Here is a 15,498-nt window from a genome sequence, read left to right as displayed (position 1 = left end):
GAACAATAGAATGGGATCGTTTAAGCAAGTGGCAGTGGTTATCGGGTTGAGCGCAATGCTGGCGCCGCTGGTGCATGCCGACGACTGGAAAGTGGCCAAGGACGAAGACGGCATCAAGATTTCGCTGAGCGAAGTGGCCGGTTCCGAGTACAAGGCCTACCGCGGCGTCACCTTGATCAAGGCGCCGTTGGCCAAGGTCAAGGCGCTGCAGGAAGATGTGGTCGGTGCTTGCGCGTGGATTCACGAGTGCAAATCGCAGAAGTTGCTCAAGCACGAAGGTGACCAAACCTGGACCTACACCCAGTTCAACACTCCATGGCCGGTAACGGCGCGTGACTCGATCCTGCATGTCACCACCACTCAGGATGCCGACGGTAGCCTGACCCGCAAGCTTGAAGGGGTGCCCAAGTACCAGCCTGAGGAGAAAGGCTTTGTGCGTGTGTCCCAGGTTGAAGGTTTCTGGAAGTTGGTGCCCAAGGGGGATGCCACTGAAGTGACCTATCAGGTGCACACCGAGCCGGGTGGCAGCGTCCCGTCGTGGCTGGCCAACAAATTTGTGGTGGACGCGCCGTTCAATACCTTGAAGGCGTTGAAGGCGAAGGCAGAGAAGCAGTAAGCGTACAGATGTTGAGATTTGAGTCGTTAGCGCAACTGTGATTGCAGTGCGGGCCTCTCGCGGGGCAAGCCTGCTCCAGCAGGCCAAAAAAAAGGCTGCCCGAAGGCAGCCTTTTTTGCGTTCGGCCCAGAGGCTTACTTGCGGTCTTCCAGCTTGCTGATGTCGCGCGACTCGTAGCCGGTGTACAGCTGGCGAGGGCGGCCGATCTTGTAAGGGCTGGAGAGCATTTCTTTCCAGTGGGAGATCCAGCCGACAGTCCGCGCCAGGGCGAAGATCACGGTGAACATGCTGGTCGGAATGCCGATCGCCTTGAGGATGATGCCCGAGTAGAAGTCGACGTTCGGGTACAGCGAGCGCTCGATGAAGTAAGGATCGGTGAGGGCGATCTCTTCCAGGCGCATGGCCAGTTCCAGCTGCGGGTCGTTCTTGATGCCCAGCTCGCGCAGGACTTCGTCGCAGGTCTGCTTCATCACGGTGGCGCGTGGATCGCGGTTCTTGTAGACGCGATGACCGAAGCCCATGAGCTTGAACGGATCGTTCTTGTCCTTGGCTTTGGCGATGAACTTGTCGATGTTGGAGACATCGCCGATTTCATCGAGCATGGTCAGTACGGCTTCGTTGGCACCGCCGTGGGCAGGGCCCCAGAGTGCGGCGATACCGGCAGCGATACAGGCGAACGGGTTGGCGCCCGAAGAACCGGCCAGGCGGACGGTCGAGGTCGAGGCGTTCTGTTCGTGGTCGGCGTGGAGGATGAAGATCCGGTCCATTGCCTTGGCCAGTACCGGACTGATCGGTTTGATCTCGCACGGGGTGTTGAACATCATGTGCAGGAAGTTTTCCGCGTACGACAGGTCGTTGCGCGGGTACATCATGGGCTGGCCCATGGAGTACTTGTACACCATCGCTGCCAGGGTCGGCATCTTGGCGACCAGGCGGACCGCGGAAATTTCGCGGTGCTGCGGGTTATTGATGTCCAGCGAGTCGTGGTAGAACGCCGACAGGGCGCCGACCACGCCGCACATGACGGCCATCGGGTGGGCGTCGCGGCGGAAGCCGTTGAAGAAGGACTTCAACTGCTCGTGCACCATGGTGTGGTTCTTCACGGTGCTGACGAACTGGGCCTTCTGCTCGGCATTGGGCAGCTCGCCGTTCAGCAGCAGGTAGCAGGTCTCGAGATAATCGGATTTCTCGGCGAGCTGTTCGATCGGATAGCCGCGATGCAGCAGGATACCCTTGTCGCCGTCGATATAAGTGATCTTCGACTCGCAGGATGCGGTCGCCATGAAACCAGGGTCGAAAGTGAAGTGACCCGTGGCCCCCAACCCTCTAACGTCGATAACATCGGGACCAACGGTGCCGGTTAAAATGGGCAGCTCGACGGGGGCTGCGCCCTCGATGACCAACTGCGCTTTTTTGTCAGCCATGTGGCCTCCTATTAATGCTTGAAATCATCAGACAGACCCCCCACGCAGGGCCCGCACCACTATAGTGAGATAAATTCGAATGTCAATTTGCCTAAAGCACGGTTGTAAAGGGCTCTGGGCGCTGTTTTTCCTCGAAATTGCCGCCCGTTTACGCCTTTTGTTCATTAAAGGCAATGCGCTATTTGGGCTAGGTCTTCGCGTTGTCATTAGTAGCCTAACTGTCTATAATCGGCCCCCGACCGCCAGGGGCTTGCAAGCCCGTGTTGCTGGGGTCGTCACTCCCTGGGTGGTGGGTACCTGACCAGTACACTTACCAACAACTTTGCCCTGCTTGCTAGGGGCTCTTCAGTGTGAAAAAAGCCGTGAAAAGCCAACGACCTGTAAACCTAGACCTAAGGACCATCAAACTCCCCATTACCGGCGTTACGTCATTTCTTCATCGTGTTTCCGGCATCATCCTCTTCCTGGGCCTTGGCATCATGCTTTATGCATTGGGCAAATCCCTGGGTTCCGAGGAAGGTTTCGCCGAGGTGAAGGCATGCTTGACCAGTCCGCTGGCCAAGTTCGTGGCATGGGGCCTCCTGTCCGCCTTGCTGTATCACTTGGTAGCCGGTGTGCGCCACTTGATCATGGACATGGGCATCGGTGAGACGCTGGAAGGCGGAAGACTGGGCTCGAAAATTATCATCGCCGTCTCTGTGGTGGTGATCGTGCTGGCAGGAGTTTGGATATGGTAACCAACGTCACGAACCTCTCGCGTTCGGGCCTCTATGACTGGATGGCGCAGCGCGTTTCTGCGGTCGTTCTCGCGGCTTATTTCATTTTCCTGATCGGATACCTGGTCGCGCACCCGGGCATCGAGTTTGCCCAGTGGCACGCTCTGTTCTCCAACAACGCGATGCGTATCTTCAGTCTGCTGGCACTGGTTGCCCTGGGCGCTCACGCCTGGGTCGGCATGTGGACCATTGCCACCGACTACCTGACGCCGATGGCGCTGGGCAAGTCGGCGACTGCCGTACGTTTCCTGTTCCAGGCGGTATGTGGTGTCGCGATGTTCGCGTACTTCGTCTGGGGTGTGCAGATTCTCTGGGGTATCTGATTCATGGCTAACATTCCAACGATTTCATTCGACGCCATCATCATCGGTGGCGGCGGTGCCGGCATGCGCGCTGCGCTGCAGCTGGCCCAGGGCGGTCACAAGACTGCCGTGATCACCAAGGTCTTCCCGACCCGTTCGCACACTGTATCGGCCCAGGGTGGCATCACCTGCGCCATCGCTTCGGCCGACCCGAACGATGACTGGCGCTGGCACATGTACGATACCGTCAAGGGTTCCGACTACATCGGTGACCAGGACGCTATCGAATACATGTGTCAGGAAGGCCCGGCAGCCGTATTCGAGCTGGACCACATGGGTCTGCCGTTCTCGCGTACCGAAACCGGCCGTATCTACCAGCGTCCGTTCGGTGGCCAGTCCAAGGACTACGGCAAAGGCGGCCAGGCTGCCCGTACCTGTGCAGCTTCCGACCGTACCGGCCACGCGCTGCTGCACACCCTGTACCAGGGCAACCTGAAGGCAGGCACCACCTTCCTGAACGAGTACTACGCCGTCGATCTGGTGAAGAACCAGGAAGGCGCGTTCGTCGGTGTGATCGCCATCTGCATCGAAACCGGCGAAACCCTGTACATCAAGTCCAAGGCTACCGTACTGGCCACGGGCGGCGCAGGCCGTATCTACGCTTCGACCACCAACGCCCTGATCAACACCGGTGACGGTGTAGGCATGGCGCTGCGTGCAGGCGTTCCGGTACAGGACATCGAGATGTGGCAGTTCCACCCGACCGGTATCGCCGGCGCTGGTGTGCTGGTTACCGAAGGCTGCCGTGGTGAGGGTGGTTACCTCATCAACAAGCACGGCGAGCGTTTCATGGAGCGCTATGCGCCCAACGCCAAGGACCTCGCCGGTCGTGACGTCGTGGCCCGCTCGATGGTTAAAGAGATCATCGCCGGCAACGGCTGTGGCCCTAACGGCGACCACGTGATGCTCAAGCTCGACCACCTGGGTGAAGAAGTACTGCACAGCCGCCTGCCAGGTATCTGTGAACTGTCCAAGACCTTCGCTCACGTCGACCCTGTCGTCGCGCCGGTTCCTGTCGTTCCAACCTGCCACTACATGATGGGCGGCGTTGCCACCAACATTCACGGCCAGGCAATGACCCAGGATGCCAATGGTGAAGACCAGATCATCCCAGGTCTGTTCGCTGTAGGTGAAGTGGCGTGTGTATCGGTTCACGGTGCCAACCGCCTGGGCGGCAACTCGCTGCTCGACCTGGTGGTCTTCGGCCGCGCTGCCGGCCTGCACCTGGAAAAGGCGCTGACCGACGGTATCGAATACCTCGACGCCAGCGACACCGATATCGATGTTGCCCTGAGCCGCCTGAACAAGCTCAACGAACGCAACACCGGCGAAGACGTGGCTACCCTGCGTCGCGAGCTGCAAAGCTGCATGCAGAACTACTTCGGTGTATTCCGTACCGGCGAATACATGCAGAAGGGTATCGAGCAGTTGGCCCAGCTGCGCGAACGTATCGCCAACGTCAAGATCAACGACAAATCCCAGGCCTTCAACACCGCGCGTATCGAAGCGCTGGAGCTGCAGAACCTGCTGGAAGTCGCCGAAGCCACTGCAATTGCTGCAGAAGTCCGTAAAGAGTCCCGCGGTGCCCACGCCCGTGAAGACTTCGAAGACCGTGACGACGAAAACTGGCTGTGCCACACCCTGTACTTCCCAGGCGAGAAGCGGGTTGCCAAGCGCGCTGTCAACTTCGCGCCGAAAACCGTACCGGCTTTCGAGCCAAAAGTCCGGACTTACTAAGGGGTGGTCGCTATGTTGCAAGTCGAAGTCTATCGTTACAACCCCGATACCGACTCTGCGCCGAAAATGCAGACGTTCCAGGTCGATACCGGTGGCAAAGACCTGATGGTGCTGGATGTGTTGGCACTGATCAAAGAACAGGATGAAGGTTTCTCGTATCGTCGTTCTTGCCGCGAAGGTGTTTGCGGCTCCGACGGCATGAACATCAACGGCAAGAACGGCCTGGCCTGCATCACGCCGCTGTCGGCAGTGGTCAAGCGTAACAAGCTGGTCGTCCGCCCGTTGCCTGGATTGCCGGTCATCCGTGACCTGGTCGTCGATATGAGCATCTTCTACAAGCAGTACGAGAAGGTGAAGCCTTTCCTGCAGAACGACACTCCGGCTCCGGCCATCGAGCGTCTGCAGTCGCCTGAAGAGCGTGAAAAGCTGGACGGTCTGTACGAGTGCATCCTGTGCGCTTGCTGCTCGACTTCCTGCCCATCGTTCTGGTGGAACCCTGACAAGTTCCTCGGTCCAGCTGCACTGTTGCAGGCCTATCGTTTCCTGGCCGACAGCCGTGACACCAAGACCCAGGAGCGTCTGGCTTCGCTGGACGACCCGTTCAGTGTGTTCCGCTGCCGCGGAATCATGAACTGCGTAAACGTTTGCCCCAAAGGTCTGAACCCGACCAAGGCGATCGGTCACGTACGTAACATGCTGCTGCAAAGCGGTACCTGATTTGAAAGTGTTGTACCCGTAGCACACCGAGGTGCGGGCCTTTGCCCGCACCAAGGTGAAACTCGAGCGAGGGCTCAAAAAGCCCGAGCTTTTACCTATGAAGATATGAGACCAGCAGGGGCTTCCGGGCTGGTACCCGGAAAATCTGTGGGATCCTTGGTGGCTTGGTTCGGTCGCTGCATTAGGACTTTTCCAGGCTTGCTGTGGCTCTCGCCGATCCGTCCCCTAACCGAGGGTGACCAAGCATGCAAGAAAGCGTGATGCAGCGCATGTGGGAAAGCGCCCACCTTTCAGGTGGTAACGCTGCATATGTGGAAGAGCTCTACGAGCTCTACCTGCACGACCCTAACGCTGTGCCAGAAGAGTGGCGCACTTACTTCCAGAAGTTGCCCGCCGAAGGCAGCACCGCTACCGATGTATCGCACTCTACAATCCGCGACCATTTCGTACTGCTGGCAAAGAACCAGCGCCGCGCCCAACCGGTTTCCGCCGGAAGCGTGAGCAGTGAACACGAGAAGAAGCAGGTTGAAGTATTGCGCCTGATCCAGGCCTACCGTATGCGCGGCCACCAAGCCGCGAAGCTCGACCCCCTGGGGTTGTGGCAGCGCCCTGCGCCAGTAGACCTGTCGATCAATCACTACGGCTTGACCAATGCCGATCTTGATACGACCTTCCGTGCCGGCGACCTGTTCATCGGCAAAGAGGAAGCGAGCCTACGCGAAATCTTCGACGCTTTGCAGCAGACATATTGCCGCACCATTGGCGCCGAATTCACCCATATTGTCGACTCCGAGCAGCGCAGCTGGTTCCAGCAGCGTCTGGAGAGCGTTCGTGGGCGCCCGGCTTTCTCGGCAGATATCCAGAGCCACCTGCTCGAGCGTGTGACCGCAGCAGAAGGCCTGGAGAAGTACCTGGGTACCAAATACCCGGGCACCAAGCGTTTCGGCCTGGAAGGCGGCGAAAGCCTGATTCCGATGCTGGACGAGCTGATTCAGCGTTCCGGTTCCTACGGCACCAAGGAAGTTGTAATCGGCATGGCCCACCGTGGCCGTCTGAACGTGCTGGTCAACACCTTCGGCAAGAACCCGCGCGACCTGTTCGACGAGTTCGAAGGCAAGAAGAAGGTCGAGCTGGGGTCCGGTGACGTCAAGTATCACCAGGGCTTCTCGTCCAACGTGATGACTGCCGGCGGCGAAGTCCACCTGGCCATGGCGTTCAACCCTTCGCACCTGGAAATTGTCTCGCCAGTGGTAGAAGGTTCGGTGCGCGCCCGTCAGGACCGTCGCAACGACACCGTTGGCGACAAGGTTCTGCCGATCTCCATCCACGGTGACGCTGCATTCGCAGGTCAGGGCGTGGTCATGGAAACCTTCCAGATGTCGCAGACCCGCGGTTTCAAGACCGGCGGTACCGTGCACATCGTGATCAACAACCAGGTTGGTTTCACCATCAGCAACCCGTTGGACTCGCGTTCCACCGAGTACGCCACCGACGTCGCCAAGATGATCCAGGCGCCGATCCTGCACGTTAACGGTGATGATCCGGAAGCCGTGTTGTTCGTGACCCAGCTGGCCGTCGACTACCGCATGCAGTTCAAGCGTGACGTGGTAATCGACCTGGTCTGCTACCGTCGTCGCGGCCACAACGAGGCTGACGAGCCGAACGGCACCCAACCACTGATGTACCAGCAGATCGCCAAGCAGCGCACTACCCGCGAACTGTATGCCGACAGCCTGATCCAGGCGGGTCGTCTTGATCTGGACCGCGTCCAGGCCAAGGTCGACGAGTACCGCAACGCACTGGACAACGGCCTGCACGTAGTGAAGAGCCTGGTCAAAGAGCCGAACAAAGAGCTATTCGTCGACTGGCGTCCGTACCTGGGCCATGCCTGGACCGCGCGTCACGACACCCGCTTCGATCTGAAGACCCTGCAGGAACTGTCGGCCAAGCTGCTGGAGCTGCCGGAAGGCTTCGTGGTTCAGCGTCAGGTTTCGAAGATCTACGAAGATCGCCAGAAGATGCAGGCCGGTGGCTTGCCGATCAACTGGGGTTATGCAGAGACCATGGCCTACGCCACCCTGCAGTTCGAAGGTCACCCGATCCGCATGACCGGCCAGGACATCGGCCGTGGCACCTTCTCGCACCGTCACGCGGTGTTGCACAACCAGAAGGACGCCAGCACCTACATTCCGTTGCAGAACCTGTTCCCGGGCCAGCCACGTTTCGACCTGTACGACTCCTTCCTGTCGGAAGAAGCGGTACTGGCCTTCGAATACGGCTACTCCACCACCACGCCAAACGCGCTGGTGATCTGGGAAGCCCAGTTCGGCGACTTCGCCAACGGTGCCCAGGTGGTTGTCGACCAGTTCATCACCAGCGGCGAGCACAAGTGGGGCCGCCTGTGCGGTCTGACCATGCTGCTGCCACACGGTTATGAAGGGCAGGGGCCTGAGCACTCCTCGGCACGTCTGGAACGTTACCTGCAGCTGTGCGCCGAGCACAACGTCCAGGTTTGCGTACCGACCACGCCTGCTCAGATCTACCACCTGTTGCGTCGCCAGGTCATCCGTCCACTGCGTAAGCCGCTGATCGTACTGACTCCAAAGTCGCTGCTGCGCCACAAGCTGGCCATCTCGACCCTGGAAGAACTGGCCGAAGGCTCGTTCCAGACCGTGATCCCGGAAATCGATACCCTCGATCCGAAAAAGGTCACCCGCCTGGTCCTGTGCAGCGGCAAGGTCTACTACGATCTGCTGGAAAAACGCCGTGCCGAAGGCCGCGAAGACATCGCCATCGTGCGAATCGAGCAGCTGTATCCATTCCCTGAGGACGATCTGGTCGAGATCCTCGCGCCGTACACCAATCTCAAGGATGTGGTGTGGTGCCAGGAAGAGCCGATGAACCAGGGCGCCTGGTACAGCAGCCAGCACCACATGCGCCGTATCCTGACCCGCCACAATAAAGAGCTGGTTCTGGAATACGCGGGCCGTGATGCTTCGGCAGCACCTGCTTGTGGTTATGCTTCGATGCACGCCGAGCAGCAGGAAAAACTGCTGCAAGATGCCTTCACTGTTTAATGCCATCGCGCACAAGAAACCGAATTTAAGGAACCACTGATAATGGCTATCGAGATCAAAGCCCCTACTTTCCCGGAATCGGTTGCCGATGGCACCGTTGCCACCTGGCACAAGCAACCGGGCGAAGCCGTCAAGCGTGACGAACTGATCGTCGACATCGAGACCGACAAGGTCGTCCTGGAAGTACTGGCCACCGCTGACGGCGTGCTGGGTGCAATCGTCAAGGGCGAGGGCGAAACCGTCCTGTCCGACGAAGTCCTGGGCTCGATCGAAGAGGGCGGCGTTGCTGCCGCTGCTCCTGCTGCTGCCGCAGCTCCCGCTGCAGCTGCCGCACCGGCCGCTGCTGCTTCGGACGAAGACGCCATCGGCGCGCCAGCTGCTCGCAAGCTGGCCGAAGAGAACGGCATCGCCCTGAACAGCATCAAGGGCACCGGTAAAGATGGTCGCATCACCAAGGAAGACGTTGTAGCCGCCATCGAAGCGAAGAAATCCGCTCCGGCTGCCGCTCCAGCCGCCAAGCCTGGCGCTGCTGCCGCTGCCCCGGTTGTCGCCACTGGCGACCGTACCGAGAAGCGTGTACCGATGACTCGCGTACGTGCCACCGTGGCCAAGCGCCTGGTCGAAGCACAGTCGAACATGGCCATGCTGACCACTTTCAACGAAGTCGACATGACCGAAGTCATGGCCCTGCGTTCGAAGTACAAGGACCTGTTCGAGAAGACCCACAACGGCGTGCGCCTGGGCTTCATGTCGTTCTTCGTCAAGGCTGCCACCGAAGCGCTGAAGCGCTTCCCGGCTGTCAACGCCTCGATCGACGGTTCGGACATCGTCTACCACGGTTACGCGGACATCGGCGTTGCCGTTTCCAGCGACCGTGGCCTGGTAGTGCCTGTACTGCGTAACGCCGAGCTGATGAGCCTGGCCGAAATCGAGAACGGCATCGCCACCTTCGGCAAGAAAGCTCGTGACGGCAAACTGTCGATCGACGAAATGACCGGCGGTACCTTCACCATCACCAACGGTGGTACCTTCGGTTCGATGATGTCGACCCCGATCGTCAACCCGCCTCAGGCCGCTATCCTGGGCATGCACAACATCATCCAGCGTCCAATGGCCGTCAATGGCCAGGTCGTAATCCGTCCGATGATGTACCTGGCGCTGTCCTACGACCACCGTCTGATCGACGGTAAAGAGGCCGTGACCTTCCTGGTGACCATCAAGAACCTGCTGGAAGACCCGGCTCGTCTGCTGCTGGACATCTAAAAAACAGCTGCAAGCTGCAAGCGACTGGCTTCATCCCCGAAGCCGGTCGTCTTGCCGCTTGCAGCTTGTGGCTTGAAGCTAAAAGGAATCTTTTATGACCCAGAAATTCGACGTGGTAGTGATTGGCGCAGGTCCTGGCGGCTACGTAGCTGCTATCAAGGCTGCGCAGCTCGGTCTGAAGACTGCCTGTATCGAGAAGTATGTTGACGGCGAAGGCAAGCTGGCCCTCGGCGGTACCTGCCTGAACGTGGGTTGCATTCCATCCAAGGCGCTGCTGGACAGCTCCTGGAAGTACAAGGAAGCCAAAGAGAGCTTCAACGTCCACGGTATCTCCACCGGCGAAGTCAAGATGGACGTCGCTGCGATGGTTGGCCGCAAGGCTGGCATCGTCAAGAACCTGACCGGCGGCGTCGCCACCCTGTTCAAGGCAAACGGCGTCACTTCGATCCAGGGCCACGGCAAACTGCTGGCTGGCAAGAAAGTCGAAGTCACCAAGGCTGACGGCACCACCGAAATCATCGAAGCCGAGAACGTGATCCTGGCCTCTGGTTCGCGTCCGATCGACATTCCACCGGCTCCGGTCGACCAGAATGTCATCGTCGACTCCACCGGCGCCCTGGAATTCCAGGCTGTACCTAAGCGCCTGGGTGTTATCGGTGCTGGTGTCATCGGTCTGGAACTGGGTTCGGTCTGGGCTCGCCTGGGTGCCGAAGTCACCGTTCTGGAAGCGCTGGACACCTTCCTGATGGCCGCTGATGCCGCCGTCTCCAAGGAAGCCCTGAAGACCCTGACCAAGCAAGGTCTGGACATCAAGCTGGGCGCTCGCGTAACCGGTTCCAAGGTCAACGGAACTGAAGTCGAAGTGACCTACACCGACGCCAACGGCGAACAGAAAATCACCTTCGACAAGCTGATCGTTGCGGTCGGCCGTCGTCCAGTGACCACTGACCTGCTGGCTGCCGACAGCGGCGTGACCATCGACGAGCGTGGCTTCATCTTCGTCGACGATCATTGCGCGACCAGCGTACCGGGCGTTTACGCCATCGGTGACGTGGTTCGTGGCATGATGCTGGCTCACAAGGCCTCGGAAGAGGGCATCATGGTCGTCGAGCGCATCAAGGGTCACAAGGCCCAGATGAACTACGACCTGATCCCATCGGTTATCTATACCCACCCTGAGATTGCATGGGTCGGTAAAACCGAACAGACCTTGAAGGCTGAAGGCGTTGAGGTTAACGTGGGCACCTTCCCGTTCGCGGCCAGCGGCCGTGCGATGGCGGCCAACGACACCGGTGGTTTCGTCAAGGTCATCGCCGATGCCAAGACCGACCGCGTCCTGGGTGTACATGTGATTGGCCCATCGGCTGCAGAACTCGTGCAGCAGGGTGCAATCGCAATGGAATTCGGCACCAGCGCTGAAGACCTGGGCATGATGGTTTTCTCCCATCCGACCCTGTCCGAAGCGCTGCATGAAGCCGCGCTGGCTGTGAATGGCGGTGCCATCCACGTAGCCAACCGTAAGAAGCGTTAAACAATAAGAAACCACGGCGGGCAGCCCGTCGTGAGTCTTGCGTGCATGACTCACCGCGGAACGTCCGCCGGACTCGAACTCCCGGAGCATACCGGGGGCAAGTGGTCACAGGTGGCGCGGCACTCTACAAGAGCGCAGCGCCGAAGCGCAGTACCTAACGAAGACGGTAAAAAGCATGAATCTTCACGAGTATCAGGGTAAGCAGCTGTTCGCTGAATACGGCCTGCCAGTTTCCAAGGGTTTCGCAGTCGACACCCCTGAAGCTGCCGCAGAAGCCTGCGACAAGATCGGTGGCACCGAGTGGGTTGTCAAAGCCCAGGTTCACGCCGGTGGTCGCGGTAAAGCGGGCGGCGTCAAGCTGGTTCGCAGCAAAGAAGACGCCAAGGCGTTCGCTGCGCAGTGGTTGGGCAAGCGTCTGGTGACCTACCAGACTGACGCCAACGGTCAGCCAGTGACCAAGATCCTGGTCGAATCCTGCACTGACATCGCCAAAGAGCTGTACCTGGGCGCTGTAGTCGACCGTTCGAGCCGTCGCATCGTGTTCATGGCCTCCACCGAAGGTGGCGTGGACATCGAGAAAGTCGCTCACGACACTCCTGAGAAGATCATCAAGGCTACTATCGATCCACTGGTTGGCGCTCAGCCATTCCAGGGTCGTGAACTGGCTTTCCAGCTGGGTCTGGAAGGCAAGCAAGTTGCACAGTTCGCCAAGATTTTCGTCGGCCTGGCCAAGCTGTTCCAGGAACACGACCTGGCTCTGCTGGAAGTCAACCCGCTGGTCATCAAGGCCGACGGCGACCTGCACTGCCTCGATGCCAAGATCAACATCGACGCCAACGCAATGTACCGTCAGCCTAAGCTGAAAACCTTCCACGACCCGTCCCAGGACGATCCTCGTGAAGCCCACGCTGCCAGCTTCGAGCTGAACTACGTGGCCCTGGAAGGCAACATCGGCTGCATGGTCAACGGTGCTGGCCTGGCCATGGGTACCATGGACATCGTCAACCTGCACGGCGGCAAGCCAGCCAACTTCCTCGACGTAGGTGGTGGTGCTACCAAAGAGCGCGTTACCGAAGCCTTCAAGATCATCCTGTCCGACAGCAATGTCGCGGCCGTTCTGGTCAACATCTTCGGCGGCATCGTTCGCTGCGACATGATTGCCGAAGGCATCATCGGCGCCGTGAAAGAAGTCGGCGTTAAAGTACCGGTTGTTGTTCGCCTGGAAGGTAACAACGCTGAACTGGGTGCTAAAGTACTGGCAGAAAGCGGTTTGAACATCATTGCGGCAACCAGCCTGACCGACGCTGCTCAACAAGTTGTCAAAGCTGCGGAGGGCAAGTAATGAGCGTCCTGATCAATAAAGACACCAAAGTCATCTGCCAGGGCTTCACCGGCTCGCAGGGTACTTTCCACTCCGAACAAGCCATCGCCTACGGCACCAAGATGGTTGGCGGCGTGACCCCAGGCAAGGGCGGCACCACTCATCTGGGCCTGCCAGTGTTCAACACCGTTAAAGAAGCCGTTGCGGCTACCGGTGCTGACGCTTCGGTCATCTACGTTCCGGCTCCTTTCTGCAAAGACTCGATCCTGGAAGCTGCTTTCGGTGGCATCAAGCTGATCGTCTGCATCACCGAAGGCATTCCTACCCTGGACATGCTGGATGCCAAGGTCAAGTGCGACGAGCTGGGTGTTACCCTGATCGGCCCTAACTGCCCAGGCGTCATCACTCCGGGCGAGTGCAAGATCGGCATCATGCCAGGTCACATCCACTTGCCAGGCAAGGTCGGTATCGTTTCGCGTTCCGGCACCCTGACCTATGAAGCCGTCAAGCAGACCACTGACGCCGGTTTCGGTCAGTCCACCTGTGTTGGTATCGGTGGTGACCCGATCCCGGGCTCCAACTTCATCGACATCCTGAAGCTGTTCCAGGAAGACCCGAAGACCGAAGCGATCGTCATGATCGGTGAGATCGGCGGTTCGGCCGAAGAAGAAGCCGCTGCCTACATCAAGGCCAACGTCACCAAGCCTGTCGTTTCCTACATCGCTGGTGTTACCGCTCCTGCGGGCAAGCGTATGGGCCACGCTGGCGCCATCATCTCCGGCGGCAAAGGCACTGCAGACGAGAAATTCGCTGCACTGCAAGACGCTGGTGTGAAAACCGTGCGTTCGCTGGCAGACATCGGCAAGGCCTTGGCCGAGCTGACTGGCTGGGAAGTGAAGAAGTAAGCTTCGGCCGACCCTTCGCTCCAGCCACAAAGGCCACCTTCGGGTGGCCTTTGTGTTTTCTGCCTTTTAGGGGCGGGCTTGCCCCGCGATAGCGATCCGAAGGTTGAATCGCATCGCGGGGCAAGCCCGCTTCTGCGTTGGTTGTACTAGGTAGTACCTTTTTTGCTGTCGGTTACGCGACAAAGACATGTGTGCATCGGACACCTCGTCAGTCCGCGGTGCGCAGCCGGTGCAACTTGGTTACACTGTCCTCACTTTTATGTCGGTACCCCAAAAGGGTATGGGCATGCTTTAAAGGGCTTGTCTCACCGGACGGGCTTCATTTTCCCTCATCCAAGGGGAAATCCCTCTCTAAATCCCGATTTCAGAAGTGTGGTATTTCCTTAATGAAAGTTTTGAAAGGCCAGGACATCCTGGCGCTTGGTTTTATGACGTTCGCGTTGTTCGTTGGTGCGGGTAATATCATCTTCCCACCTATTGTCGGCCTGCAGTCCGGTCCCCATGTCTGGATGGCGGCGTTGGGTTTCCTGATTACCGCAGTCGGCTTGCCTGTAATCACCGTGATCGCCCTGGCCAAGGTCGGTGGCGGCATGGACGCGCTGAGCAGCCCCATCGGCAAGGCCGCAGGCGGTCTGCTGGCTGCGGTTTGCTACCTGTCGGTAGGCCCGCTGTTCGCAACCCCGCGCACCGCGACGGTATCCTTCGAAGTCGGCGTGGCGCCATTGACTGGTGAAAGCCCGACTGCGCTGTTCATCTACAGCCTGGTGTACTTCGTGGTCGTGCTGGCCGTGTCGATGTATCCCGGCAAGCTGCTCGATACCGTGGGCCGCTTCCTGGCACCGCTGAAGATCATTGCCCTGGCTGCCCTGGGCATTGCAGCGTTCATGCTGCCGGCGGGCACCAGCGGTGATGCAGAGCCTGCCTACCAGGCCTCGGCGTTCTCCCAGGGCTTCATCAATGGCTACCTGACCATGGACACCCTGGGCGCGCTGGTGTTCGGCATCGTCATCGTCAACGCCATCCGGTCCCGCGGCGTCGAGTCGCCCAGGTTGATCACCCGCTATGCCATCATCGCCGGCCTGATCGCCGGTGTCGGCCTGGCGCTGGTGTACATCAGCCTGTTCCGCCTGGGTGCGAGCAGCCACGAGATCGCCGCGGGCGCCACCAACGGGGCGGCGGTATTGCACGCTTATGTGCAGCACACCTTCGGTTCGTTGGGCAGTGGTTTCCTCGCAGTGTTGATCGCCCTGGCATGCCTGGTGACTGCCGTGGGCCTGACCTGCGCCTGTGCCGAGTACTTCAGCCAGGTATTGCCACTGTCCTACCGGACCCTGGTGGTGATTCTCTGCAGCTTCTCGCTGCTGATCTCCAACCTGGGCCTGGATAAGTTGATCGCGTTCTCGATCCCGGTGCTGACGGCCATCTACCCGCCGTGCATCGTGGTCGTGGGCCTGAGCTTCTGCAGGGAGCTGTGGAATTCCCAGGTGCGTATCCTGGCTCCGGTCATGGGGGTATCGCTGTTGTTCGGAATGGTCGATGCGATCAAGGGTACTCAACTGGCCACCATGCTGCCGGATGCTCTGTCGCACCTGCCATTGAGCGAGCAGGGGCTGGCCTGGCTGGTCCCGTCGGTGGTGACCCTGGCCGTGGCCGTGGTCTGCGACCGTCTGCTGGGCAAGCCGCGCGAAGCGCTGGCCTGAGAATCGAACTGGGCACGGCGCAGGCCACAAGCCAATACGCGCCGGGCAGGGTAGATTCCAGAGCCCCGC

The 15,498-nt window shown here is 59.5% G+C and carries 12 protein-coding genes; 11 read left to right on the top strand and 1 reads right to left on the bottom strand.

The features are described from left to right. Nucleotides 1-10: 10 nt before the first annotated feature. A complete protein-coding gene (locus tag NPS58_RS28185) occupies nucleotides 11-616 on the top strand; it encodes an START domain-containing protein (RefSeq protein ID WP_274118472.1) in 606 nt (201 codons plus the stop codon). Nucleotides 617-750: 134 nt separating this feature from the next. On the opposite strand, the gene gltA is transcribed toward NPS58_RS28185, so the two are convergent. Continuing rightward, nucleotides 751-2,040, bottom strand: a complete 1,290-nt coding sequence (gltA, locus tag NPS58_RS28180; protein ID WP_274118471.1) for a citrate synthase — start codon at nucleotides 2,038-2,040, stop codon at nucleotides 751-753. Nucleotides 2,041-2,390: 350 nt separating this feature from the next. Between gltA and sdhC the strand changes: the two genes are divergently transcribed. From sdhC to brnQ, 10 genes are all read left to right on the top strand, one after another. Beyond that, nucleotides 2,391-2,777: a succinate dehydrogenase, cytochrome b556 subunit gene (sdhC, locus tag NPS58_RS28175; protein ID WP_174446946.1), complete on the top strand. Its 387-nt coding sequence runs from the start codon at nucleotides 2,391-2,393 to the stop codon at nucleotides 2,775-2,777. Further along, on the top strand, nucleotides 2,771-3,139 hold the full coding sequence (gene sdhD / locus NPS58_RS28170) for a succinate dehydrogenase, hydrophobic membrane anchor protein (RefSeq protein ID WP_028945358.1): 369 nt from the start codon (nucleotides 2,771-2,773) through the stop codon (nucleotides 3,137-3,139). Before sdhC ends, sdhD begins: the two co-directional genes overlap by 7 nt. 3 nt (nucleotides 3,140-3,142) lie before the next feature. After that, nucleotides 3,143-4,915 carry a succinate dehydrogenase flavoprotein subunit gene (gene sdhA, locus NPS58_RS28165; protein WP_274118470.1) on the top strand — a complete coding sequence of 591 codons (1,773 nt, stop codon included), beginning with the start codon at nucleotides 3,143-3,145 and terminating at the stop codon, nucleotides 4,913-4,915. 12 nt (nucleotides 4,916-4,927) lie between these two features. Next, complete coding sequence (locus tag NPS58_RS28160) at nucleotides 4,928-5,632, top strand: succinate dehydrogenase iron-sulfur subunit (protein ID WP_274118469.1); 705 nt, start codon at nucleotides 4,928-4,930, stop codon at nucleotides 5,630-5,632. Between the two features lie 245 nt (nucleotides 5,633-5,877). Further along, entirely contained in the window at nucleotides 5,878-8,709 is a 2,832-nt protein-coding gene (locus NPS58_RS28155) for a 2-oxoglutarate dehydrogenase E1 component (RefSeq protein ID WP_274118468.1), read from the top strand. A gap of 42 nt (nucleotides 8,710-8,751) precedes the next feature. Beyond that, the gene (odhB, locus tag NPS58_RS28150) at nucleotides 8,752-9,972 is read left to right on the top strand and encodes a 2-oxoglutarate dehydrogenase complex dihydrolipoyllysine-residue succinyltransferase (RefSeq protein WP_274118467.1); all 1,221 of its coding nucleotides are present in this window, start codon (nucleotides 8,752-8,754) and stop codon (nucleotides 9,970-9,972) included. 94 nt (nucleotides 9,973-10,066) lie between these two features. Then, the gene (lpdA, locus tag NPS58_RS28145; protein WP_274118466.1) at nucleotides 10,067-11,503 is read left to right on the top strand and encodes a dihydrolipoyl dehydrogenase; all 1,437 of its coding nucleotides are present in this window, start codon (nucleotides 10,067-10,069) and stop codon (nucleotides 11,501-11,503) included. Nucleotides 11,504-11,678: 175 nt separating this feature from the next. Further along, nucleotides 11,679-12,845: an ADP-forming succinate--CoA ligase subunit beta gene (gene sucC / locus NPS58_RS28140; RefSeq protein ID WP_028945352.1), complete on the top strand. Its 1,167-nt coding sequence runs from the start codon at nucleotides 11,679-11,681 to the stop codon at nucleotides 12,843-12,845. Then, on the top strand, nucleotides 12,845-13,729 hold the full coding sequence (gene sucD, locus NPS58_RS28135) for a succinate--CoA ligase subunit alpha (RefSeq protein WP_038613108.1): 885 nt from the start codon (nucleotides 12,845-12,847) through the stop codon (nucleotides 13,727-13,729). The genes sucC and sucD overlap by 1 nt, the downstream gene beginning before the upstream one ends. Before the next feature lie 386 nt (nucleotides 13,730-14,115). Next, nucleotides 14,116-15,429, top strand: a complete 1,314-nt coding sequence (brnQ, locus tag NPS58_RS28130) for a branched-chain amino acid transport system II carrier protein (protein ID WP_274118465.1) — start codon at nucleotides 14,116-14,118, stop codon at nucleotides 15,427-15,429. Nucleotides 15,430-15,498 lie beyond the last annotated feature (69 nt).

The organism is Pseudomonas putida (genome assembly GCF_028682455.1).
GTDB lineage: Bacteria > Pseudomonadota > Gammaproteobacteria > Pseudomonadales > Pseudomonadaceae > Aquipseudomonas > Aquipseudomonas putida_AA.
This window is presented reverse-complemented; position numbering and strand designations above follow the sequence as displayed.